This is a genomic window from Cyclobacterium sp. SOCE241 (assembly GCF_056867545.1).
On the sequence record NZ_CP149779.1, the window covers coordinates 4,741,930 to 4,765,435 of the forward strand.

The 23,506-nt window shown below is 37.6% G+C and carries 22 protein-coding genes and 4 pseudogenes; 25 read left to right on the forward strand and 1 reads right to left on the reverse strand.

From position 1 onward, the window contains the following. The first annotated feature begins 1 nt into the window (after nucleotide 1). The 24 genes and pseudogenes from WG932_RS24075 (at nucleotide 2) to WG932_RS24190 (ending at nucleotide 22,459) form a co-directional block, all read left to right on the forward strand. Nucleotides 2–532: a DUF3341 domain-containing protein gene (locus WG932_RS24075; protein WP_014020319.1), complete on the forward strand. Its 531-nt coding sequence runs from the start codon at nucleotides 2–4 to the stop codon at nucleotides 530–532. Nucleotides 533–546: 14 nt separating this feature from the next. Next, nucleotides 547–1,173 carry a c-type cytochrome gene (locus WG932_RS24080; protein WP_483085676.1) on the forward strand — a complete coding sequence of 209 codons (627 nt, stop codon included), beginning with the start codon at nucleotides 547–549 and terminating at the stop codon, nucleotides 1,171–1,173. After that, nucleotides 1,173–2,456, forward strand: a complete 1,284-nt coding sequence (locus tag WG932_RS24085; protein WP_483085677.1) for a quinol:cytochrome C oxidoreductase — start codon at nucleotides 1,173–1,175, stop codon at nucleotides 2,454–2,456. The genes WG932_RS24080 and WG932_RS24085 overlap by 1 nt, the downstream gene beginning before the upstream one ends. A gap of 24 nt (nucleotides 2,457–2,480) precedes the next feature. Next, a pseudogene (locus tag WG932_RS24090) lies at nucleotides 2,481–3,510 on the forward strand (cytochrome c oxidase subunit II). Nucleotides 3,511–3,535: 25 nt separating this feature from the next. Then, nucleotides 3,536–5,428 carry a cytochrome c oxidase subunit I gene (locus WG932_RS24095; protein ID WP_339676555.1) on the forward strand — a complete coding sequence of 631 codons (1,893 nt, stop codon included), beginning with the start codon at nucleotides 3,536–3,538 and terminating at the stop codon, nucleotides 5,426–5,428. Beyond that, the gene (locus tag WG932_RS24100) at nucleotides 5,409–6,494 is read left to right on the forward strand and encodes a COX15/CtaA family protein (RefSeq protein ID WP_483085678.1); all 1,086 of its coding nucleotides are present in this window, start codon (nucleotides 5,409–5,411) and stop codon (nucleotides 6,492–6,494) included. Before WG932_RS24095 ends, WG932_RS24100 begins: the two co-directional genes overlap by 20 nt. 2 nt (nucleotides 6,495–6,496) lie before the next feature. Continuing rightward, the gene (gene cyoE / locus WG932_RS24105; RefSeq protein WP_014020325.1) at nucleotides 6,497–7,399 is read left to right on the forward strand and encodes a heme o synthase; all 903 of its coding nucleotides are present in this window, start codon (nucleotides 6,497–6,499) and stop codon (nucleotides 7,397–7,399) included. 1 nt (nucleotide 7,400) lies between these two features. Then, complete coding sequence (locus WG932_RS24110) at nucleotides 7,401–7,982, forward strand: cytochrome c oxidase subunit 3 (RefSeq protein ID WP_014020326.1); 582 nt, start codon at nucleotides 7,401–7,403, stop codon at nucleotides 7,980–7,982. 22 nt (nucleotides 7,983–8,004) lie between these two features. Next, nucleotides 8,005–8,774, forward strand: a pseudogene (locus WG932_RS24115) (cytochrome c oxidase subunit 3). A gap of 19 nt (nucleotides 8,775–8,793) precedes the next feature. Continuing rightward, nucleotides 8,794–9,120 (forward strand): cytochrome C oxidase subunit IV family protein, encoded by a 327-nt coding sequence (locus WG932_RS24120; RefSeq protein ID WP_014020328.1) that lies wholly within the window; start codon nucleotides 8,794–8,796, stop codon nucleotides 9,118–9,120. A gap of 365 nt (nucleotides 9,121–9,485) precedes the next feature. After that, complete coding sequence (locus WG932_RS24125; RefSeq protein WP_483085679.1) at nucleotides 9,486–9,857, forward strand: SCO family protein; 372 nt, start codon at nucleotides 9,486–9,488, stop codon at nucleotides 9,855–9,857. Further along, nucleotides 9,844–10,398 carry a DUF420 domain-containing protein gene (locus tag WG932_RS24130; protein WP_014020330.1) on the forward strand — a complete coding sequence of 185 codons (555 nt, stop codon included), beginning with the start codon at nucleotides 9,844–9,846 and terminating at the stop codon, nucleotides 10,396–10,398. The genes WG932_RS24125 and WG932_RS24130 overlap by 14 nt, the downstream gene beginning before the upstream one ends. A 63-nt stretch (nucleotides 10,399–10,461) precedes the next feature. Next, the gene (locus WG932_RS24135) at nucleotides 10,462–10,710 is read left to right on the forward strand and encodes a hypothetical protein (protein WP_483085680.1); all 249 of its coding nucleotides are present in this window, start codon (nucleotides 10,462–10,464) and stop codon (nucleotides 10,708–10,710) included. A gap of 209 nt (nucleotides 10,711–10,919) precedes the next feature. After that, entirely contained in the window at nucleotides 10,920–11,771 is an 852-nt protein-coding gene (locus WG932_RS24140) for a hypothetical protein (RefSeq protein WP_483085681.1), read from the forward strand. Between the two features lie 553 nt (nucleotides 11,772–12,324). Then, nucleotides 12,325–13,803, forward strand: a complete 1,479-nt coding sequence (locus tag WG932_RS24145) for a hypothetical protein (RefSeq protein ID WP_483085682.1) — start codon at nucleotides 12,325–12,327, stop codon at nucleotides 13,801–13,803. A gap of 23 nt (nucleotides 13,804–13,826) precedes the next feature. After that, nucleotides 13,827–14,627 carry a sensor histidine kinase gene (locus WG932_RS24150; RefSeq protein ID WP_483085683.1) on the forward strand — a complete coding sequence of 267 codons (801 nt, stop codon included), beginning with the start codon at nucleotides 13,827–13,829 and terminating at the stop codon, nucleotides 14,625–14,627. A gap of 48 nt (nucleotides 14,628–14,675) precedes the next feature. Beyond that, entirely contained in the window at nucleotides 14,676–16,181 is a 1,506-nt protein-coding gene (locus WG932_RS24155) for a hypothetical protein (RefSeq protein ID WP_483085684.1), read from the forward strand. Continuing rightward, nucleotides 16,178–18,151: a hypothetical protein gene (locus tag WG932_RS24160; RefSeq protein WP_483085685.1), complete on the forward strand. Its 1,974-nt coding sequence runs from the start codon at nucleotides 16,178–16,180 to the stop codon at nucleotides 18,149–18,151. The genes WG932_RS24155 and WG932_RS24160 overlap by 4 nt, the downstream gene beginning before the upstream one ends. Nucleotides 18,152–18,228: 77 nt before the next feature. Beyond that, nucleotides 18,229–18,931: pseudogene (locus WG932_RS24165) on the forward strand (SDR family oxidoreductase). 3 nt (nucleotides 18,932–18,934) lie between these two features. Then, nucleotides 18,935–20,926: a (E)-4-hydroxy-3-methylbut-2-enyl-diphosphate synthase gene (gene ispG, locus WG932_RS24170; protein ID WP_483085686.1), complete on the forward strand. Its 1,992-nt coding sequence runs from the start codon at nucleotides 18,935–18,937 to the stop codon at nucleotides 20,924–20,926. Nucleotides 20,927–20,956: 30 nt separating this feature from the next. Beyond that, entirely contained in the window at nucleotides 20,957–21,145 is a 189-nt protein-coding gene (locus WG932_RS24175; protein ID WP_014020336.1) for a DUF6728 family protein, read from the forward strand. Continuing rightward, entirely contained in the window at nucleotides 21,145–21,495 is a 351-nt protein-coding gene (locus WG932_RS24180; protein ID WP_014020337.1) for an MmcQ/YjbR family DNA-binding protein, read from the forward strand. Before WG932_RS24175 ends, WG932_RS24180 begins: the two co-directional genes overlap by 1 nt. Continuing rightward, complete coding sequence (locus WG932_RS24185) at nucleotides 21,492–22,211, forward strand: ABC transporter ATP-binding protein (RefSeq protein WP_483085687.1); 720 nt, start codon at nucleotides 21,492–21,494, stop codon at nucleotides 22,209–22,211. The genes WG932_RS24180 and WG932_RS24185 overlap by 4 nt, the downstream gene beginning before the upstream one ends. 29 nt (nucleotides 22,212–22,240) lie before the next feature. Then, nucleotides 22,241–22,459 (forward strand): hypothetical protein, encoded by a 219-nt coding sequence (locus tag WG932_RS24190; protein WP_483085688.1) that lies wholly within the window; start codon nucleotides 22,241–22,243, stop codon nucleotides 22,457–22,459. Nucleotides 22,460–22,473: 14 nt separating this feature from the next. Here the strand turns inward: WG932_RS24190 and WG932_RS24195 are convergent. Further along, a pseudogene (locus WG932_RS24195) lies at nucleotides 22,474–22,970 on the reverse strand (FKBP-type peptidyl-prolyl cis-trans isomerase). A 137-nt stretch (nucleotides 22,971–23,107) separates the two neighbouring features. On the opposite strand from WG932_RS24195, the gene rhaM reads away from it, so the two are divergent. Next, the gene (gene rhaM, locus WG932_RS24200) at nucleotides 23,108–23,491 is read left to right on the forward strand and encodes an L-rhamnose mutarotase (RefSeq protein ID WP_014020340.1); all 384 of its coding nucleotides are present in this window, start codon (nucleotides 23,108–23,110) and stop codon (nucleotides 23,489–23,491) included. The last annotated feature ends 15 nt before the right edge of the window (nucleotides 23,492–23,506 follow it).

Genomic DNA, 23,506 nt, shown 5'->3' on the forward strand with positions numbered 1-23,506 from the left:
CATGGAAAGAGACAAAAACTTTATCCTGGGGATCTTTGATGATGAGGACATTCTTAAGAATGCTGTCAGAGAGATAAGAGCTGCAGGAATCAAAATACACGAGGTATTTTCTCCATATCCGGTTCATGGATTAGAAGAGGAACTTGGCTATAAGAGAAGCCGCTTGCCTATTGCAGCATTTTTATTCGGATTATTAGGTACTACTTTAGCATTGACCATGCAGTTTTACATGATGAAATTTGACTGGCCAATGATCATAGGTGGCAAGGATCATGCCGCTTTCCCTGATTTCATTCCTGTATCTTTTGAGTTAACCGTTCTTGTTGCAGCTTTTGGTATGGTCACCGTATTTATGGTTAGCAGTAATCTTAAACCATGGGGACAACCAAGAATCTTTGACTTGAGAAGTACTGATGACAAGCACGTTATGGCCATAGATATCGCCAATAATGCTGCGGTTGATTTGGAAATAATTAAAGGGGCTCTTAAGAATTCAGGAGCAACGGAGGTGAACAGTAAAAGTTTTGAATAAGTAATCTGTAGCAAATGAAAATTTTATCATCAATATATTCAATAGCTGTAGTGGGGATATCCTTAGGATTTGCTTCCTGCAAAGCTGAGGGTGATTATCCGGGAACGGAATATGCGCCTCAGATGTACCATTCGGTTCCTTATGAAGGCTTAAGCCAAATTACTAGTAAAGAAGAAGGAGATTGGATTTCCACTAGAGAGGATGGAAAAGGAGAATTCTTTAACAGTAATATTAACAACCCTCATGGTATGAACATGAGAGAACCTGTTCCTAATACTGTTCCTAGAAATAAAGAAGGCATTTTACCTTATAGGTTGAGGGTTGCAGATCTTGAAGGAGCTGCAGCTGTACAGAATCCAATTCCTCTTACTGATGAGGTATTGGCTGATGGAAAGCGATTATTCACCCAATATTGTTCCCCATGTCACGGTAGTGGTGGGGAAGGAGATGGTAAACCAGGTATGGTTATCGGAGGGGTAGCCAACCTAAAAGGTGGAGCCTATATAAATTTACCTGAAGGCCATATTTTCCATGTAATCACACATGGTAAAGGTAGAATGGGAGCTCACGGTTCGCAGATTACTGCTGACAGAAGGTGGAAAATTGTACACTATGTTAAACAAGAAATTCAGAAGCAATAATGGCACAGGTAACTAACTACAATTTGGATCAAAAATTTGATTTTACCGCTGCGGTAAAAAAAGTGATTTTCATACTTGGAGGTATCGGTGCACTTTTATTGGTATTCGGTATAATCATGGCTGCCACAGGTGGACATGGTCATGGCGATGAGGGTGGACATGGATTTCACTGGACACAAAGACTTTATGCCAATCTTTGGATAAATAATGTCTATTTCACAGGTATTGCCATAATAGGTGTATTCTTCTTTGCTATACAATATGCTGCTCAAGCAGGATGGTCTACAGCTTTGCTTAGGATCATGTTGTCTTTTGGCTATTGGTTGCCTATTGCTGCAGTATTAATGTTGGTGACCTTTTTTATAGCCAACCATGACTTATTTCACTGGACACATAGCTATGTGTTTGACAAAGCCGGTGATCATTATGATAGGATCATTGATGGTAAAGGAAATTTCTTTTACTGGCCTATGGAAAAGGGTTCTTTCCCTATCTTTTATATCGTAAGAATGGTATTGTTCTTTGGATTTTGGGTTTTCTTTTTCAACAAACTTAGAACCCTTTCCAATGAAGAAGATATCAATGGAGGAACATCTTACTGGTACACCATTAGAAAATGGTCCGCTATTTTCTTGGTTTTCTTTGCTGTTTCTTCCTCTATTAGCGCTTGGGACTGGGTAATGTCTATAGATACACACTGGTTTTCAACTTTATTCGGATGGTATGTATTTGCTTCTTGGTTTGTTGCAGGTTTATCTGCTCTTACTTTGGTCACTATCTTTTTGAAAGACCAGGGGTACCTTGAAATGATCAATCAAAATCATATTCATGATCTTGGTAAATTTGTTTTTGCCTTTTCTATTTTCTGGACTTATATATGGTTCTCTCAGTTTTTGTTGATTTATTATGCCAATATCCCTGAAGAGTCTGTTTATTTTGTAGAAAGGCTTTCAAGTGATGTATATGGTTCTTACATTTTTGTTAACCTTATTCTAAACTTTGCTTTACCATTTTTGGTTCTAATGACAAGGGATGCAAAAAGGCATAATATCTTCCTTAAACTTGTATGTACACTGATTATTGTTGGTCATTGGGTAGATTTCTTCTTGATGGTTCAGCCGGGTACTTTAGGACATAATGGTGGCGTTGGTTTGATGGAAATTGGAATGTTGTTAGTGTATGCTTCAGCTTTTGCTTTTGTAGCATTGACCAATCTTTCCAAACACAATCTGGTTGCTAAAAACCACCCAATGTTGGAGGAAAGTTATCATCATCACATTTAATCTAATTCCGAAACAGTTATAATTATGTACGGATTTCTTATTTCAATAGGTGTAGTACTCCTGATCATGGTGATTGGGATGGTATACAGAATTCAAACCTTGATTTCGGTCGCTAAAGGTTCTGATAAAAAAATAGCTACAACCAGTAATAAAGTGAATGCCATTCTTTTCATGGTGTTTCTAATCGGCTGTGGAGCTTGGATGGTCTATTATTCGGTGGTTGAATTTGACAATTACCAATTACCAATTGCTTCTGAGCATGGTGTAGTAACAGATCGATTGTTTTGGATTACAATGGCTGTAACAGGCTTTATTTTTATCCTTACGCATATTCTTTTGTTCTGGTTTAGTTACCATTATCAATACAAAGAAAATAAAAGAGCTGCTTTTTATCCAGACAATAACAAGTTGGAGATTATTTGGACGCTTGTACCGGCTGTAGTTCTGACAGTCTTGGTTATTTCCGGATGGAAGGCTTGGTCAGATATTACAAGTCCTGCTCCTGACAATGCACATGTTGTTGAGATTATGGGCTATCAATTTGCTTGGGATGTAAGATATCCAGGAGCAGATCAACAGCTGGGAGACTATGATTACAGACTTACCACTGCGACCAACTCTAGAGGTATTGATTTTACAGATAAAAATTCCTTTGATGATTTCCCTTCTCAAAATGTGGTAATTCCTAAAGGAGAACCAGTTCTATTCAATATTAGGGCAAGGGATGTATTGCATTCTGTATTTGCTCCACATATGCGTTTAAAAATGGATGCTGTGCCCGGTATGCCAACTAGGTTTTGGTTTACTCCTAATAAAACTACTGAAGAAATGCGCGCAGAATTGGGTGATGAGGAATTCGAATTTGAAATCGCTTGTACAGAAATTTGCGGAGCCGGTCATTTCTATGAGAAAAGTGATAAAGGTTGTAGAACCTGAAGAGTATAGAAAGTGGTTTGCAGAGCAGACTCTTTTTATCAAAAGTAATCCGGATCTTGTAGCTGATCTTCCTGTAGAGTTGAAGGAATTGGCCGAGATTTATATCAATGAAGAATAAATTTATAGCATAAATTATAAATACCATGGCAGTAGCAAACGTTTCAGCTCATGATGCAGCATCTACACATGATGAGCATGACCATGAGCACCACGATAACTTCATAACGAAGTATATATTTTCCACTGACCATAAGATGATTGCGAAGCAATATCTTGTGTCTGGTATATTCTGGGCTTTTATCGGTGGTTTTCTTTCCGTATTATTCCGTCTGCAACTGGGATTTCCTGAGATGGACATGTCCTTCCTTAAACCAATTTTGGGAGGTTGGATTAGTGAAACTGGAAAATTAGACCCTACGTTTTACCTTGCGTTGGTTACCATGCACGGTACGATAATGGTTTTCTTTGTATTGACAGCGGGTCTTAGTGGTACCTTCTCCAATTACCTTATCCCTTTGCAAATTGGTGCCCGTGATATGGCTTCCGGTTTTATGAACATGTTATCCTACTGGTTATTCTTTATTTCCGGTCTGTTCATGTTTGCTTCTTTATTTTTAGAAAAAGGTCCTGCCGGTGGTGGTTGGGTAGTTTACCCGCCATTGTCTGCACTTGAGCAGGCTATACCTGGATCCGGATTGGGTATGACGCTTTGGTTGGTTGCCATGACTTTTTTCATCGCCTCTCAATTAATGGGTGGGATTAATTATATCTCTACTGTTATTAACCTTCGTACAAAAGGAATGTCTTTTTCTAGATTGCCTCTAACCATTTGGGCATTCTTCCTTACTGCAGTTATTGGATTACTATCCTTTCCGGTATTGCTTTCTGCTGCTTTGTTATTGGTTTTTGATAGAAGTTTTGGAACGAGTTTTTACTTATCCGATATTTATATCGGTGGTGAAGCCTTGCCAAATACCGGCGGTAGTGCGGTTCTTTACCAGCATTTATTCTGGTTCTTAGGTCACCCAGAAGTATACATTGTACTTCTACCTGCTCTTGGAATTACCTCAGAAGTTATTGCCACCAATTCAAGGAAACCTATCTTTGGTTATAAAGCCATGATTATTTCCATGCTTGGTATCACCATCCTTTCATTTGTGGTATGGGCTCATCACATGTTCGTATCCGGAATGAACCCATTCTTAGGATCGATATTCATGTTCCTTACGTTGATTATTGCCGTTCCTTCTGCTGTTAAAGTATTCAACTACCTAACCACCCTTTGGAGGGGTAACTTAAGGTTTACTCCTGGCATGTTGTTCTCTATAGGATTGGTATCTTTCTTTATTTCTGGTGGATTAACAGGTATATTCCTTGGTAACTCTGCGATTGATATTCAATTACACGATACTTATTTTGTTGTCGCTCACTTTCACCTTGTAATGGGGGCAGCTTCCTTTTTTGGAATGTTGGCAGGTGTTTATCACTGGTTCCCTAAGATGTTTGGTAGGATGATGGATGATAAATTAGGATATGTTCACTTTTGGTTGACTTTCGTTGGTGTTTATTTGGTGTTTTTCCCAATGCACTATATTGGTATCGCCGGTTTCCCTAGAAGGTACTATAGCTGGACAAACTTCTCATTTTCTGATATGTATACAGACTTGAATTTATTTGTGTCTGTGGCGGCAATCGTTACTTTCTTTGCCCAGTTTATCTTTGTGTTCAATTTCTTTTACAGTATGTACAAAGGTAGAAAAGCAAGTGCCAATCCTTGGCAGTCCAATACCTTAGAGTGGACGACTCCAATTGAACCGGGACATGGTAACTGGCCTGGAGAAATCCCTACTGTTTACAGGTGGCCATATGATTATAGCAAACCTGGCGCAGAAGCTGATTTTATTCCGCAAACTGTTCCATTGTCAGCAACTCCTGAATCAAATCTTCCTCATGAAGCTAAACTTGTACAATTAGAAAAAGAAATAATGGAAGAGGATGAAGCGATGTTGGTAGGAAATGAATCAAAAGAATCTTAAAAATATAAATAGCTTCCGTAGGGTTTGTCTAACCACTACGGTTGCTGTTTTTCTATTGATATTAATAGGCGGTATCGTAAGAAGTACTGGTGCTGGAATGGGTTGCCCTGATTGGCCGAAGTGTTTCGGAAGTTGGGTTCCTCCTACCTCAGTGGATCAATTGCCGGCCAATTATCCTGAAATCTATGTAGCCAAACGGGTTGAAAAAAATGAACGCTTTGCCTCTCTCTTAACCAATATGGGATTTGCGCATTTGGCAGAAGAGATTAGGAATGACGAGAGTATTCATGAACAAGAGCCTTTTAACGCTACCAAAACATGGATTGAATACATCAATAGGCTAGCCGGAGCAGTTATAGGGCTATTAATTATACTGACATTGGTCTTTTCTATTAAGTTAAGGTCTATTGATTCAAAAATTATGTGGCTTTCCGTTCTTTCTTTGGTACTGGTGTTGTTCCAAGGCTGGTTGGGTTCAATAGTTGTTTCCACCAATCTTTTGCACTGGATGATAAGTGTACACATGATAGTGGCTTTATTTATGGTTTGTCTATTGCTTTACATTTATTATCGATCCGGTAAATTAATAGCAAAAAATCATCAGTTTGACCTGCCCTTGAATATTTCTAAAAAATACCGTTTGCTATTAGGTGTTGGTATTTTATTAATGGTAGTTCAAATTATTCTTGGTACCCAGGTGAGAGAGCAAATAGATCTTATTGCAAGTAATGCAGCCTATTTGCATCGTTCATCCTGGATAGATGAATTGGGGCTTATTTATTATATTCATAGAACCTATTCCTTGATAATTTTAGGCCTACATTTATTTATTGGTTATCAATTATTCCCTTACAGGGAACAAAATGTTAAAGTTACAAGCCACTATGTGGTTTTAATGGCTTTGTTTATCACCGTTATTATTTCCGGTGCGATCATGGCTTATTTTGGAATTCCGGCATTCATTCAACCTTTGCATTTGTTCTTAGGTTCTCTGATTATAGGCTTCCAATATTATATTTGGCTTGAATTGGGGCAAGGTAAAACGGCCTCTATAAATATTGCTTAATTATGAGTACACTAGGTTTATCCGAAAAGGTTTTGTGGGACAGTGTTACGATGAGGTTTAAAGCCTACATGGATTTATTGAAATTCCGCTTGTCTGCTTTGGTTACCTTCTCAGCTGTTTTTGGATTTGTTTTAGGACATCATGGTCAAAACTTCTCTTGGAGTGGTTTAATTGGTCTTGTGGTTGGTGGATTTTTAATTAGTGGTGCTTCAGGTGCTGCCAATGAAATTAAGGAGAGGGAGTTTGACAAATTGATGAAGAGAACGAAAACACGCCCTCTTCCGATGGAAATCATTTCTGTTAAGGAAGCTTATTGGTTTGCAGTATTAGCTGCAATTAGCGGTGTGCTTTTATTGGCCTACTTCACCAATATGTTGACTACCGGGTTGGGGATTTTGAGTATGATTCTTTACGTATTTGTCTATACTCCATTGAAACGCGTAGGCCCTATTGCGGTATTGGTAGGAGCTATCCCAGGAGCGATGCCTCCTTTGCTTGGCTGGACTGCTGTTACCGGAAGTATAACCTATGAAGCATTAATAATTTTTGGCATCCAATTTATTTGGCAGTTTCCTCATTTCTGGGCTATTGCTTGGGTTAGTGATGAGGATTATAAAAAAGCCGGTTTTAAATTGCTTCCATCAGGAGGACAAAAAGACCTTAATACTGCGATTCAAATTATGATTTATACCTTGTTTTTATTGCCGCTTGGTCTCTTGCCGACTTATTTTGGTTTGACCGGATTAAATTCAGGTATCGTAGCAACCATTTGCGGAGTGTTATTTTTGGCCCAAACTTTCTCACTAATGAAAGATTGCTCCAGAAAATCAGCGCTTAAAATTATGTTTGGATCATTCTTGTACCTTCCAATAACGCAAATTGCTTACTTATTAGATAAAGTGTAATATGGAAGAAAAACTGTCATTTATTGAAGGAGCAGAACAGCCCTTGGCCATGCATCCAAAGAAATTTGCACTTTGGTTATTTATTGTAAGTGTGGTCATGGTTTTCGCCGGTATGACCAGTGCTTATATTGTTAGGCAGGGGGAAGGAAATTGGTTGGAATTTGATTTACCTAATGTGTTTTGGTACACTTCAGGGATTATAATATTGTCAAGTATTAGTTTGCATTTGGCTTACCTTGCAGCTAAAAAAGACAACTTAAATAATATTAAACTAGGGTTATTGGTAACTGTAATTCTAGGAATTGCCTTTCTTGTTGGGCAATGGTTCAGCTGGGAAGCACTAGTTGCTGAAGATGTGTATTTTGTAGGTAATCCTTCGGGATCGTTTATGTATGTTTTTACAGGACTGCATGGAATACATCTAATTAGTGGTGTGATATTTCTAATAATTGTATTAATTTCGGCTTTAAGGAATAAAATTCACTCCCAAAATCTGGCACAACTTGAAATGTGTGTTACTTATTGGCATTTTCTGGGAGGCCTTTGGCTTTACTTGTTTATGTTTTTGCTTCTAAATCATTAAAATATAAGTTAATTTACTAATTATGTCTTCGACTGCAATTGAAATTCAATCAAAAAGAGGCGTTTGGGGTGGAGGTAACCAACCACTAAAAGCGAGCTATGGTAAGCTCATGATGTGGTTTTTCTCCTCTCAGATATTTTTACCTTTACTGCCTTTCTTATAACCTATGGTGCCATTCGGGTAAGTTATCCTGCATATTCTGGCGATGTGTCTGATTTTGTAAGTTCAAATGAACATTGGCCTATACCTGAAATGATTTTTGATGCCATTCCATTTGTTCATGGAGGTCATTTTCCGCTTGTTTTTGTTGGTTTGATGACCTTTATTTTGATTATGAGTTCGGTTACCATGGTATTGGCAGTTGAAGCTGGTCATAGAAATGACCGGAAGGATGTGGTTAAATGGATGCTATGGACATTACTTGGTGGGATGACTTTCCTAGGTTGTCAAGCCTGGGAATGGACACACTTTATCCATGGAACAGACGAAGGGGTTGTCATGACCTATGTCAATTCTTTAAGTAATATTGTGACCGAAACCGTGTATGGAGCCAACCTCCTTGTAAATGAATACGGACCTGCACCTTTTGCTCAATTGTTTTTCTTTATTACAGGATTTCATGGCTTTCACGTTACCATAGGTGTTGTCCTATTATTTCTGGCTTTTTACCAGGCTGCTGTTGGAGTTTATGAAGAGCGAGGTCACTATGAAATGGTCGAGAAAATAGGCTTGTACTGGCACTTTGTTGATTTGGTATGGGTATTTGTATTTACCTTCTTCTATTTGATCTAAAATATAAACATATACTATTATGGAACACGTTAATAAAAATAGGCTGGAAGTAATTCCAAGAGATCCTGCCAAAATTAAAAAAATCTGGTTTACTGCCTTGATTTTGTTGGTAATCACGGCTGTGGAATTTGTATTGGCCTTTACCATGGAAAGAGGGTTGCTCTTATACTTTCTTTTTATTGCTTTGACCATTGTTAAAGCCAAGTATATCATGATGGAATTTATGCATTTGGGTGATGAAGTTAAGCCTCTGTTTTATTCCATTATCGTACCGCTTATTTTCTTGGTTTGGCTGATAATTGCCCTAATGAAGGAAGGTGCTGAAATTTTTGTAATGCGCTGGTAAACCGAGTAAAAAATATAAAATTGAATGGTTGAGGGGGAATCTTCAACCATTTTTTTTTTGTAGTAGTGTATGAAAATGTTGCGATTTATTCAGGTTTTGGTATTGGTATGTGTTTTAATGATACCTGTATTGATCATCCTATTTCTAAGAGGGTTTTCTTCCAACCAATATGATATTCCTATATTATATCAAAATGGAGTTGAGGATCCTTTTGAACAGTGCGAAAATAATGACAGTAGTCAGCATTATATTCCTGACTTTATTTTTACAGATCAATATGAAAGAAATGTAGGCAAAACAATGATGGAAGGAAAAATAACAATCGTTGATTTTTCTTTACCAGTTGCCCAAGTATCTGTCCAATTATGTCCACAGAGATGGAAAGGGTTCAAGACGTTTTTCGTGACGAGGATAGGGTACAGATCTACTCCATTAGTATCGATCCTGAATATGATACCCCTGAGATTTTGGCTGACTATGCTGATAAGCATGGAGCAAAAAAGGACAAATGGTTTTTCTTAAGTGGCCCAGAAGACGAAACCTATGATTTGGCCAGGTGTGGTTTTATCATTCCGTCTGTGAGTGGTGGAGCAATACCTGAAAATTTTGTACATAGTGATAAGTTTGTTTTGGTAGATGAACTAGGTCGTATTCGAGGATATTATAGTGGCACCAAAAGAGAAGGTGTTGATCAATTAATTTTAGAAACAAAAATTTTGCTTCATGATAAAAAATAGTTTAGAAATTGAGCCTAAGGACAAATCTATCTACAATTGGATAACCATTGTTTCCATTTTAGTGCCGGTTGTAGTTGCTGTCCTATTATTTATGCCTACAAAAATTGATATAGGTGAGGAGTGGGTTTATTTTTTACCCCATCTCAATGCAGTTGTAAACAGTTTTGCCTCTGTAATGTTGATTTTAGGCTTTTTCTTCATCAAAAGTGGTAACATCACATTACATAAGATGGCCATGTCTGTTGCATTTGGGCTAGGAGCCATTTTTTTAGTAGGCTATGTGATATATCATGCAGCAGCAGAAAGTACAACTTTTGGTGGTGAAGGTTGGATTAGGTGGGTATATTATTCACTTCTTATTAGTCATATCATTCTTGCAGCTATAGCCCTATTCCCGATTTTATTGGCCTATTATTTTGGGATCACCGGTAAATTCGAAAAGCACCGTAAAATTGTAAGATATGCCTTTCCAATATGGCTATATGTAACTATTTCAGGGGTGATAGTTTATCTGATGATCAGTCCTTATTATCTTCATTAGGTATAATGTTTAATAGAATGATTATATTTAAACAAAGGTTAAACCAAACCGTTTATTATTACAATGAATAAATATTTCAAAAGTTTGGTGGCTGTTTTGCTTCTGTTGATAGGTTCGGTCCAGTCATCCTTAGCGCAATGTGCTATGTGTAGGGCAACAGTTGAAAACAATGTAAGTAATGGAGATACCACCGTAGGTGCTGCATTGAATATAGGAATCCTTTATTTATTTGTAGCGCCTTACGTTTTGCTAATGGTTCTGGGGTACTTCTGGTACAAGAATGCTAAAAGGAAAAAAGGTATTTCTTTCTGATCCAATTCCTAATTTGTTATTTCTACTAAATAAATTTTTGAGGAGGAATATTTAGAAAAAAACACAAGGTTTGGATTGTTAAAGGCTTTAAACATTGCAAACCCATACCCATTAGAAGGCCGAATCTTTATTAATAGATTAATCATCTTTCATTAAGCCAATATTAGTTATGTTTATAGGTACAGGCTAACCAGGCAAGTTTTGTTACAATGATAAGGAGAAGAAGGCTTATACTCGTTTTGTCTATAGTTCTTTTGGGGATTGTTTTATCTATAAACTTTTTTATGGATGGGAAATACCGAGAAGACCAGGGTGCAAATAAAGCACACCTTGAGCAACGATTAGGTAAGGTTATCAGGGATTTTGATGATGACTTTGATAAGGTTTTAGCTAGTAAAGCCTCCGAAATTCAATTTTCATTTAAGCATCTTAATATTGATAATGAGTTGCCTTTTTACCTGTTTTCCAATGATGGGGAGCTGATTTACTGGTCAGCTATCGACATGATTCCGGATTTCAATAATTTTTCTACAGCGAAATCTTATCAATTACTCGAAAATAATCGGGGGATTTATTTTACCAAACTTCGAAAGATTGTCCATAATCATAAAGATTATTGGTTGCTTCATGTTTACCCTTTTTATGACAAAGTTGAAATTGGAAATGAATATTTAAAAAGTGGGTTTAACCCGGAGATATTCGGGAATGATAGGTTTTTGTTGTCCGGAAATCCTAAAGAAAATTACCAAAATTTATATTTTGAAGACCATTATTTGTTTTCTGTTTTTTTTAGGGTTGGGTATGATGTTCAAGGAAAATCAATAAATCTTACCTTATTAGTATTCTTCTTTTCTTTACTGGGATTGGTCTTGTTGATTGGTGGTGGGTTCGTTCATACTTTATGGTCCAAAGGACAGAAATTTTTAGCTACAATTTACACCTTTCTTATTTTATTTTTTGTCAGGTTAATTATGTTGGCCTTTCACTTTCCTAACGACTTTTTCAAACCGGAATATTTGATTCAAGCCTTTATGCCTCATCTATTTTCAATCCGAGTTTAGGCGACCTGCTTTTGAATGTAATATGTTATATCGTGGTGCTAAGTATGGTTATTGCAATCCTTAGTAGGAGGCGGGTAGCCTTAGCTTTTATCAAATTTAGAAACAATTATCCTTATTGGCTCTCCCTTACGGCGGCATATATTCTGTCAACAACACTAATGTTTTTGGTTTTTTACCTTTATCTAAATATTGTAGAAAACTCACAGTGGAATTTAAATATTGAAGCAATACCTAATTTTGATTATCTTAAAATAGTTAGTCTTTTTATTATTTTTCTTGGAGGTGCTGCCTATCTGTTGTTTACGATTATTGGTATCAATATGGTATTATTTAAAAACGAGGACAACTATTTTTACCCTTTAAAGGTTCTTGTGGTCTTCGTTTCTCCATTCTTAATTTTTCTTCTTTTCTATAATTTTGTTTTATTTATAGCTTTTTTAGCCCACATTATTTTATTGGTGGCCATTATTAGTTTCAAGCTTTACCAAAGCCTGTTTAAACTTGACTTTAACACCTTCTTAACCTTCTTTTTGCATGTCTTATAGGGGCTGTTGTGACAGGAGCAGCAGCTTATCAAGACCTTAGGTATGATGAAGTAAGGGCCAAGATCAAATTCGCCAATAATGTAATGCTTGACAGAGATGTAATGGGAGAATTTCTTCTTGAAGATATCATTGCTAGAGTTGTAGAAGATGCCTTTATCAAAAGTCGACTTTCTGATCCCCTTCTTTCCAAAGATCCTATCGAAAGGAAAATCAAGAAAATTTACCTTGCAGGTTACTTTGATCAATACCGACAAGATGTAAGCATTTTTAGTCCCTCAGGTCGACTTGTTTTGGGAAGTAACAACTCCTTATCCCTCTCAGAGTACAAAAACCGATACATGAATAGCGATTATGCTACTCAGGTTCATAATTTGTATTTTATTAAATCCACTGATACGAATACAGGCAATCGATTTGTAGCTTTTGTTAAAATTCAACGGGACAATGACTTTCTCGGAACAATAGTCATCGAGCTGAATCAACAAAGGATTGAGTCCGGTAAGGCATTTCCAAAATTGCTTATGGACAATAAGTACGTCACTAATTATATAGAACGTGATTTTGATTTTGCAATATTTGAAGAGCAGGAGTTAAGTTATAGTTCAGGGATTTTTAGTTATCAAGGATTGACCGTGGAGAATTTCCTTAAGAATGAGAATGTTTTTACGACAGGGATATTATTCAATGGATATCACCACTTGGCAGTAAGCTATAATGATAAAATTATTGTTGTTTCCTCTCGTAAGTATCCCAACAATTATATTTTAGCTGACATAGCCTTTCTTTTTGTTGTGTACCTGATTTTCACCTTATTGTCCATCGCAGTTTTTATTTTATTCAGTGGACTAAACCAGCTGCGATTTAATTATGCAACCAAACTTCAATTATACCTTAACTTTGCATTTTTCTTTCCAATGTTGATCATCAGTGTGATCGCTGTTGGATTTTTAAGTCATTCTTACACAGAAGATCTTCATAGGCAATATTTTCAAAAAGCAGGAATAATAAGTGATAACCTAGGGAGAGATTTAGGAGGTGAGCAGTTTAATAATTTAAATAAGGATGATATAAACACTGAATTGTATACTTTGGCTACAGCAACGGATGCAGATATAAATCTTTATCTTCCGGATGGGAAGCTATTAGCTACCAACCAACCTGCCATTTTTGACAAAAAAATCTTAACGAATTATTTGCATCCGGTAGCTTATGCCTCTATTATCGAATCTAAGGAAAATAGATTTTTACAGATAGAACAAGTAGGCGATTTGCAGTTTAAAACCGTATACTTGGCACTTAAAAATGGAGAAAATCAAGAGCTGCAGGCCATTATCGCCATACCTTTTTTCGAATCCGAAGAAGAACTTAATTTGATGATCACTGAAGTGTTTAGCAATATTCTGATCATTTTCGTGCTGATCTTTCTCTTCTTTTTGGTTATCTCTTATTTTGTTTCAAAAACCTTACCCATCCGTTTAAATTATTAACCCAGAAGCTAAAGGATACAGACTTGGAAAACAATGAGTACATGGTCTGGCCGGGAAAGGATGAGATAGGCCTGCTTGTAAACGAGTACAACAACATGCTTTATAAATTGGAGACCAGTAAAAAGGTTTTGGCTTCCAACGAAAAAGAATCAGCTTGGAGGGAAATGGCAAAACAGGTAGCCCACGAAATAAAAAATCCTTTAACTCCGATGAAACTTACTTTACAGCATTTATTGCGCCTACAAGCAGCTGATAAGCTAGACAATGGTAAGGCTTTGGTTAACCCCATTAATTCAATTATTCATCAGGTAGATACCTTAAGTGATATTGCAAGTTCGTTCTCAACCTTTGCTAAAATGCCACTTCCAAAAAATCAGGAGTTGGAATTCAGAAAGGTGGTTTTAAAAGCCGTTTCTATTTTCAATTACAGGGATGATGTAGAAATTGAATTTACTGATCAAACGGGAGAGGGAACGTCTACGAAGATCATGGGAGATCCTAAATTGTACGGGAGGGTAATATCTAATTTGATAATCAATGGGATTCAAGCGGTAGAAGAAGGTAAAAAACCTAAAATTCTTGTGAATTTGTACTTTGACGGGCAGGAGCATATTAAACTTTCTATCAAGGACAATGGTAAGGGTATTTCAGATGAATTAAAGGAAAAAGTCTTTCTGCCTAATTTTAGTACCAAATCTGAGGGTTCAGGCCTTGGTTTAGCCATTGCCAAAAGAGGAGTGGAAACTGCCGGAGGTAAAATATGGTTTGAGACATCTTCCGATACAGGAACTACCTTCTATCTCCTGTTCCCCCTAATCCCCTAAATTATTGACAGATATTGTTTACTTTAGCTTCCTGTAAGTGATTGATATATGCAGTTGGTGAAGTATTTTTTAGCTTTTTTACCAATGCTTTTGGCATTGAATTATTCCACCTTGGCCCAAGACCAAAAGTGTCTTTGGAAAACTGCCAATACTCATAATGTGGTGGTACTTGCAGACACCTTGTCCCTGATTCCTGCCAGTATTAAGGTAAAGGATGCCTTAGGTAATATTAGACCACATAAGTATAATTTTAATAGTGGCAACATTATCCTACTGGATACAATTGAACTGGAGAATGATTCTTTATTCATTTGTTATAAAACTCTGCCATTTTCACTCAAGCATGTTTTTCAAAATAGATCGTTAGAAAAAGATTATGATTCTTTAGCATTTTTTAAAGACAAAGAGCCGGAACGAACAGCAATTTATGATTTTAGAGAGGAAGTATTTACTTCAAGTAAGCTCAATCAATCAGGTAATTTAACACGTGGAATATCCTTCGGTAATACACAAAACGTATTTGTGAATTCTGCTTTAAACTTACAGATGGATGGGGAATTGGCAGAAAATCTAAATATTAGAGCCAGCATTACCGATCAAAATGTACCCTTCCAGCCAGAAGGAAATACCCAACAGATTCAGGATTTCGATAATATTTTGATCGAGTTATACAATGATAAAATTAATCTTGCCGGTGGGGATGTGGTTTTGCAACAGCGAAAATCTGAGTTTTTAAGGTATTACAAAAATGTGCAAGGCTTGCAATTTACTTCAGATTACACCTTAAACGAAAAGTGGAAGGCCTCAAGCAGGGTAGGTGCAGCCATTGCCAAAGGAAAATTTGCTTCCATGAATTTAGAAGTGACCGAAGGAGTGCTGGGACCATACCGTATTAGTGGGCCTGGAAATGAACGGTATGTTATTGTTTTAGCCAATTCTGAAAAGGTTTTTTTAGATGGAAAACAGTTGAAGCGAGGTTTTAATAATGATTATACTATCGATTATAATCAAGGTGAAATTACTTTTACTCCCACAGTATTGATTACCCAATACTCTAGAGTAAGGGTGGATTTTGAGTATGCAGAAAGAAATTTTTCCAGATCGATAATTACTGCAAACCATATTCAAGAAAATAAAAACGTTACTTTTTATCTGAATTATTATAGAGAAAAGGATGACCGAAATAGGCCTTTATTTACAGAGTTAAGCGATGGGGACAAAAGATTACTCAGCTCAGTGGGTGATGACATTCTCTATGCGGCTATTCCAAGGGTGGACAGCGTTGCTTTTGATTCAAATAGAATTTTGTATAAAAAGGTTTCAGACTTTTCCGAAAATGGAGAAACGGTAAATTATTACGCGTACAGTACAGATCCGGCACAAGCCTTTTATGCAATAAGCTTTACAGAAACTACCCAAGGTTTAGGGGATTATATTCGGAAAGAACAACTGGCCAATGGGGTGGTTTATGAATTTATTGCTCCTATAAATGGAGTGTCTCAGGGTAATTTCACTATTAGTTCCCCTTGCCGGCACCCAATAAAAAGCAAATGATGACTGCAGGTACTGAAGTCAGACTTGGAGATTATGAGACTACCTTTGTGGAAGTAGCCCTCTCTGATCAAGATGAAAATCTTTTTTCAGACTTGGGAGATGCTGACAATAAAGGTTATGCCATTAAAGCCGGGCTAAGGTCTGAAGGTCGCTCTGTTAAAATGCTTAAGGATTATCTTTTTAATGGGCAGACTACTGTTGAGTACAATTCAACTAATTTTTCCTTTGTGGATCGATTAAGATTTGTAGAGTTTGATAGGGATTGGGGATTAACCAATGCAGATGATGTTGACAATGCAGCTGAGAAGCTGTTTAATGTTAGTTTGGAGTTGCTCAAAAACAATCAAAATCAGTTTTCCTACAGCCTTGATTTAAGAAACCGAACAGGGGTTTTGTCAGGTTTACAACAAAAGATAAAACTCAATCAAAAATTTTGGGATAGGCTATTGGTAACCAATGACTTCTTCCAGCTAAAAAGTGAAGTGCACCCCTTACAATCCGATTGGCTGCGGTACCAAGGAGAGATTAAATACCCAACCCCGATTCTGGTGCCCGGTTATAGGTATATCCTAGATAAAAATAAAGTGACCAACCCTCAACAAAATCAAGTAGTTTCCACTGCCATGAACTATGAAGCGCATGAGTTTTTTATAAACTCAAATGATTCTCTGAATTATTCCTTTTTCGGGACAGCAAGTTTTCGGGAAGATAAAGCAGTAATGGAGGGGCAACTAAAGCCGGACACTAAAGCATTTATGACTAGCTATGGAGTAGAGGGGACTTTCGGGGCACATACCATTAATGGATCATTTACTTATAGAAAATTGATCTTTTTAACAGAGGATCTTCCTGAAGAAACTACAGTCATGGGTAAACTGAATTATCGCAGTTCTCTTTTTGACAACAATTTATCCAATGAGTTTACCTATGCCTTGGGCAATGGCAGGGAGTTGAGAAGGGAGTTTGTATATTTGCCGGTACCAACAGGAGAGGGGACACATACATGGAGAGATGACGATGAAGATGGGGTCCAACAGCTTAATGAGTTTTATCTGGCGATAAATCCTGAAGAAAAGAATTATATAAAGGTATTTGTACCTACAGATGAATACCTTCAGGCCTATACCACTTTGTTTAATTATCGGTTGAGTGGCAAGTTTCCCTCCAAATGGAAAACCTTGACCGGAGTAAAAAAATGGTTAGCAAAGTTTTCAAACAATACGAATTTAAATGTTGAGAAAAAGATAACATCCCGAGATTTTTTTCAAAGGATTAGCCCATTTCAAGGCGGTGTTGCAGAGGAATCATTGCTTTCATTAAGGCAATCGTTTCGTTCTTCTTTCTTTTTCAACCGATCATCACCTAAATTCGGTATGGATTTTTCTTTTTTTAACAGTCATCAAAAGCAGCTGCTAACAGGAGGCTTTGAGGATGTTTCACAAGATGATTGGCGCTACAATGCACGGTATAATATCGAAACGAAATGGAACCTCATGTTTTATGCCAATAGGGGAAAGAGAAATGCAAGCTCAGACTTCTTAGACAATAGGAACTTTAGAATAGAACAGTTTACTTATGGACCGGAGATAAGTCTACAGCCTAGCCTCTTTTTCAGGTCTACCCTTCAGTACAGGTTGACAAATAAAGAGAACTTGGCCAATGTTGAGATAGAAGAGGCTGCCCAAATCCATGAAGGATTACTTAGCTTCAGGGTGGCAAAAGCCATCAAAACCACGGTGAATGCACAACTGAAATACACTTATATTTCCTACAATGGACTGGTCAACTCCCCCACCGGATATGAGATGTTACAGGCTCTAAGTCCAGGAAATAATACCAGTTGGAGCTTAAATTGGTTACAAAAAATAGGTGAAGGTTTGCAGCTTAACTTAATGTATGAAGGCAGAAAATCCGAGGGCTTGGATCATTTGGTACATACAGGTCGTATGCAGGTATCGGCCTTGTTTTGATTAGGCATAGCCATTGAAAAATTGTAGATTTGCAACAGTCAATTTTGTTGTTGTACTAATTATTAAAACACAAACTAATGTCGAAAAGTATTTTAGTTACCGGAGGCACAAAGGGTATAGGAAAGGCCATTATCCTTGAATTTGCGAATAAAGGTTTTGACGTATTTACTTGTAGTAGAAATGAAGATGAGTTGAGGGAATTAAAAGAAGAGGTGGAAAAAACTTTTCGGCAGTAAAAGTATATACGAAGAAAGCCGATCTTTCTATTAAAGAAGAGACAAAAGCATTTGTAGCATTTGTAAAAAAATAGGAATACCCGATGTTTTAGTAAATAATACAGGTATTTTTATTCCTGGAAGCCTTCACTCGGAGGACGAAGCAAACTTTGAAAAGACCATGCACACCAATCTTTTCAGCACATATTATTTGACCAAAGGTTTTACTAAGGAGTTGATGGAAAGAAAAAATGGGCATATTTTTACTATTGGAAGCATAGCAGGACTAACTGCTTATGCCAATGGTGGAAGTTATGCTGTATCTAAATGGGCCATGTTGGGTTTCACGAAATGCTTGAGACAAGAAATGGTACCTCATGGGGTTAAGGTGACTTCAGTTTTGCCCGGGGCAACATTCACTGCGAGTTGGGAAGGAGTGGATTTACCGGAGAGCAGATTCATAGATGTGGTGGATGTGGCAGCATCAGTTTGGTCAGCTTATAACCTTTCGCCCCGTTCTGTTGTTGAAGAGATAGTAATCCGACCTCAATTAGGTGATATATAAATTATGGAATTGAAAACATTCACAGAGAATCAGCAGTATTGCAATAGTCTTACGAATTATTCCAGAAGGAAAACCATTCCGGTAAGGATCGGAGACATAACTATTGGCGGAGACAATCCCATAGTCGTGCAATCAATGACTACAGTAGACACCATGGATACCCAAGGATCTATTGAACAATGCATCCGCATGATTGATAGTGGCTGTGAACTGGTGAGAATTACAGCTCCCAGTATCAAGGAAGCAGAAAACCTGCAAGCGATCAAAGATGGCCTGAGGAAAAGGGGGTACAATACGCCTTTGGTGGCTGATATTCATTTTACACCTAATGCAGCGGAAGTAGCGGCAAAAATCGTCGAAAAGGTTAGGGTAAATCCGGGAAACTACGCAGACAAAAAGAAATTTGAAGTTTTAGAATATACTGATGCTTCCTATCAGGCAGAACTAGAAAGGATTAGGGAAAGGTTTCTCCCCTTGGTCAATATTTGTAAAACTCATGGCACTGCTATGAGAATTGGCACCAACCACGGTTCATTATCTGATCGGATAATGAGTAGGTATGGAGATACCCCACTTGGAATGGTTGAATCTGCTCTTGAGTTCTTGAGAATTTGTGAGGCAGAAAATTACCATGATATTGTGATTTCAATGAAATCATCCAATACCCAAGTGATGGTTCAGGCATACAGGCTCTTGGTAAATAAACTGGAAGAGGGAGGCTTTAAGCCCTATCCGCTACATCTGGGAGTAACAGAAGCCGGAGATGGAGAAGATGGAAGGGTCAAATCTGCTGTTGGGATCGGAGCATTGCTTGAAGATGGTCTTGGAGATACCGTAAGGGTTTCCTTAACAGAGGATCCTGAGTTTGAATCTCCTGTGGTGAAAACCTTAATAAACAGGTATGCCAATAGACCTGAGGCTTCCGGAATTAAACCCATTAGCAATTATCCCATTGACCCTTTTGCTTATAATAAAAGAACCGCTGTAGAGGTGGCTAATTTTGGAGGTGGAAATGTGCCGCGGGTGATAACTGATATCTCCACTGTAGGAATAACTGTACCGAAAGACCTAAAATGTGTCGGCCACTTTTATCTTCCGGAATTGGATAAGTGGAAAATGAACGATCAGGGTTGTGATTATATTTTTTCAGATAAAAGCCCGGTTCCATTTATGCTACCTAACGGGCTTAAAGAGATTTTAGCCTATGATACTTGGGGTAATCAAGAGGATCAAAAGAACAAACTTCCGGCAATCGATTTAGATCATTTGAAAGAGAAGGTCAGGCTGCATGAAACACTAAATTTTTTATTGGTTTCATCTGAGAACATCGACGAAGCAATTCCTTATTTAAATAATGAACTCCCCCTCATCATTGTTTTGTTCTCAAACTGTGAACATCAAATGCAAGCGATAAGGAGAGCCATCGTTTCACTTATCGATGCGGAAATTAATTTGCCGGTGGTTCCTAAAGTAAGTTATTCTGAGAAAGATGCAGAAAAAACCATGTTGTTTTCTGCAACAGATGTTGGCGGTCTGTTGATTGATGGCCTTGGGGATGGTATGGTAATTGGTTTAGATCAATTGCAACTGCGAGACAAAGAAGAAAAACTGGCACAAGTCAAACTTCATAATTCGGTTAGCTTTGGTGTGTTACAGGCAGCAAGGACTAGGATGTCAAAGACAGAGTATATCTCCTGTCCTTCATGTGGGAGGACACTATTTGACCTTCAGGAGACCACAGCTTTGATAAGAAAGAGGACAGATCACCTCAAAGGGGTTAAGATAGGAATAATGGGCTGTATTGTAAATGGCCCGGGAGAAATGGCAGATGCCGACTATGGTTATGTAGGGTCAGGTAAAGGGAAAATTACACTTTATAAGGGTAAAGAAGTAATGAAGCGGTCCGTGCCTTCCGAGAATGCTGTAGACGAACTAATAGACATAATTAAAGAAGACGGGCAGTGGATCGAGCCTGAAACCACTGATCACGAATAGCTCCTGGTAATAAATTTGAATCAAGAAATTATGGCTAGCAAATTAAAAGAGTTCTTTCAGTTGGGTGAGGTAGGTGAGTACTTTATTCGCGTTTTTAAAAAACCTGACCCCAATAAGAAAACCAACTTTAACCTAAGAATGATGCATGGCATCAATAAAATATCGATTTTGGTCTTTCTTGCAGCATTGGTATATTGGATCATTAAAAGATTGGCTTAATGGACATTCAAACCTTTAGGGAGTATTGCTTGAAGAAAACCGGGGTTACTGAGGATACACCTTTTGACAACAATACACTTTGCTTTAGGGTTGGGAATAAGATTTTCGCAATATTGGATATTGATAAATTTGAAAGTGTCAACCTAAAATGTGACCCTGAAAAAGCCGTAATGCTTAGGGAATCTCACGAAGGTATCCTACCGGGTTATCATATGAATAAAAAACATTGGAATACAGTGTCATGTGATGGTTCGGTTACCTCTGAATTGATCTTGGAATTAGTCGACCATTCTTACAGCTTGGTATTCGCTAGTTTGCCTAAAAAATTGAAAGAAGAAATTAACGGATGAGTTATCTTAATATTGAAGGCTTAACCAAAATTTTTGATGGTGAGCTTAAAGCTTTGGATAGCTTGTCTTTATCCATTAATAAAGCAGAACGGTGGTCAATCATCGGTTCTAGTGGTAGCGGAAAAAGTACCTTGCTCAAGCTCATTGCAGGTATGGAAGTTCAAAATGAAGGGCAGGTGTATTTAGAAGGGGAGAAAATACTTAATCCTGAGCAAAAATTAGTAGCAGGGTATGATGAGCTCCAACTTGTAAAGCAGGACAATGGTTTGTTTCCTTTGTCGACTGTCGCTGAAAATATAAGCAGGCCCCTACTGCAATATGATAAAGCATATGCCAAAGAGAGGCTTGAGGCTTTGTTGCAGGTATTTGGTTTGGTGGAGAAAAGAGACAGTTATCCCAGGCAATTGTCCGGCGGGCAACAACAAAAAGTAGCCATCGCTAGGGCCTTAAGTTTAGAACCTCAGGTGTTGCTATTGGATGAACCCTTTAGTTCCTTGGATAGCTTACAAAAGAGAGGCTTGCTTGATGAACTGAATTTAATCTTTAAGGAATTAGAGATAACGGTGATCATGGTGACCCATGATATCCAAGATGCGCTCTTGCTAACAGAGAATTTATGTGTCCTTTCTGAAGGGAAATTATTGCGTCAAGGAAAGGTAAAAGACATCTACAAAAATCCTCAAACTGCATATGTGGCGGGCTTTTTGGCCCATTAAATCGACTTCCCGGAAAGCCTAATCTATACTTGAGACCTTCTTCCATAAAACATTCCACTTCGGCAGGCATGTTAAAAGGGAGTATATTATTAAAAAGATACTTTCCTGAATATGATTTGTTAACCGTGAAAGTATCTGAGGAGCATCCGGCGTGGCAATTGATTCGATACGAAAGGGACTTGTCGGAAGGCCAGACAATATTTATGAATTGGGAAGAAGAGGATGTATTAGCCTTGGAAGAAAAGTAAGATTTCAAGGTGAATTAAACCCTGAAACCCTCTTCTTTTTCCTTATCCGTAGCTTCTCTAATAGCAAATACCTCACCTTCAAAATGCAGGTTCATGCCTGTAAGTGGGTGGTTGAAATCCAATAACACTTCTTCACCCAAATCCTTAACCACCTTTGCCTGCATTGGGTAGCCATCTTCGTCTATCAAGGGTAAAAATTCCCTTCTTGAAGCATCTCTTCTTCAAATCCTCTCTCTTGATTGAATTGTGATTTAGGTACAGAAACGATAAGCTCATCATCCGGTTTACCATATGCTTCTTCAACAGACAAGGTAAAGTTAAACTGGTCACCTTCAACTTTGTCGGCGAGATTTTTCTCAAAAGTTTTAGGTAGTCCACTATCTCCAACTAAGAAGTAAAAAGGATCGTCCTTGTCCCTCACTTCCACACTAAAAGGGAGAGAGTCGAGTTGTTCATTGGTTACTTTTAATTCGTAGGTTAAACCTACCACTACATTCTCTTCGATTTTCATACGTTTATTTTAAGCTCACAAAGTTAATCTTAATTGATTGGAATTAAAAAATATAAAAGGACCACCCTGATAGTACAGGAAAGTTTATTCAATAGTTTTCTTTACTTTGAGCATCAAACCAGAGTTTAGCCTCAGCAATGCGTGCTATTAATATCAATGGTATAATGGGATTGACTCCAAGGTCTAGGAAAAAAATAGATAAAACAATTATGATTTCTGTAGCATTTACAATGAAATTATTGCCCGGGAACGAAGAAGAATATGAAAAACGGCACAATGAAATATGGCCGGAGTTGGCTGAACTCCTAAGGGAAGCAGGCATACGCGAGTACCATATTTTTCTTGACAAAGCAACAGGGACACTTTTCGCTTTCCAAAATCTTGAAGAGGAAAACCAAACCAACCATTTGGCAAAGGAAACCATAATGAAAAAATGGTGGGCATTTATGGGAGATATTATGGAGACCAACCCTGATCAATCTCCAAAAGTCAATCGACTTGAAAAAGTTTTCAGCCTTTAATACAAGACCTTTAAT

Coding starts and splice junctions, on each gene's coding strand:
- WG932_RS24120 (WP_014020328.1), top strand. CDS start 8,794: ATGGAACACGTTAATAAAAATAGGCTGGAAGTAATTCCAAGAGATCCT.
- WG932_RS24110 (WP_014020326.1), top strand. CDS start 7,401: ATGGAAGAAAAACTGTCATTTATTGAAGGAGCAGAACAGCCCTTGGCC.
- WG932_RS24175 (WP_014020336.1), top strand. CDS start 20,957: ATGGCTAGCAAATTAAAAGAGTTCTTTCAGTTGGGTGAGGTAGGTGAG.
- WG932_RS24100 (WP_483085678.1), top strand. CDS start 5,409: ATGAATCAAAAGAATCTTAAAAATATAAATAGCTTCCGTAGGGTTTGT.
- WG932_RS24135 (WP_483085680.1), top strand. CDS start 10,462: ATGAATAAATATTTCAAAAGTTTGGTGGCTGTTTTGCTTCTGTTGATA.
- WG932_RS24080 (WP_483085676.1), top strand. CDS start 547: ATGAAAATTTTATCATCAATATATTCAATAGCTGTAGTGGGGATATCC.
- ispG (WP_483085686.1), top strand. CDS start 18,935: ATGGAATTGAAAACATTCACAGAGAATCAGCAGTATTGCAATAGTCTT.
- WG932_RS24160 (WP_483085685.1), top strand. CDS start 16,178: ATGATGACTGCAGGTACTGAAGTCAGACTTGGAGATTATGAGACTACC.
- WG932_RS24125 (WP_483085679.1), top strand. CDS start 9,486: ATGTCCACAGAGATGGAAAGGGTTCAAGACGTTTTTCGTGACGAGGAT.
- WG932_RS24180 (WP_014020337.1), top strand. CDS start 21,145: ATGGACATTCAAACCTTTAGGGAGTATTGCTTGAAGAAAACCGGGGTT.
- WG932_RS24155 (WP_483085684.1), top strand. CDS start 14,676: ATGCAGTTGGTGAAGTATTTTTTAGCTTTTTTACCAATGCTTTTGGCA.
- cyoE (WP_014020325.1), top strand. CDS start 6,497: ATGAGTACACTAGGTTTATCCGAAAAGGTTTTGTGGGACAGTGTTACG.
- WG932_RS24085 (WP_483085677.1), top strand. CDS start 1,173: ATGGCACAGGTAACTAACTACAATTTGGATCAAAAATTTGATTTTACC.
- rhaM (WP_014020340.1), top strand. CDS start 23,108: ATGCGTGCTATTAATATCAATGGTATAATGGGATTGACTCCAAGGTCT.
- WG932_RS24140 (WP_483085681.1), top strand. CDS start 10,920: ATGATAAGGAGAAGAAGGCTTATACTCGTTTTGTCTATAGTTCTTTTG.
- WG932_RS24075 (WP_014020319.1), top strand. CDS start 2: ATGGAAAGAGACAAAAACTTTATCCTGGGGATCTTTGATGATGAGGAC.
- WG932_RS24185 (WP_483085687.1), top strand. CDS start 21,492: ATGAGTTATCTTAATATTGAAGGCTTAACCAAAATTTTTGATGGTGAG.
- WG932_RS24095 (WP_339676555.1), top strand. CDS start 3,536: ATGGCAGTAGCAAACGTTTCAGCTCATGATGCAGCATCTACACATGAT.
- WG932_RS24130 (WP_014020330.1), top strand. CDS start 9,844: ATGATAAAAAATAGTTTAGAAATTGAGCCTAAGGACAAATCTATCTAC.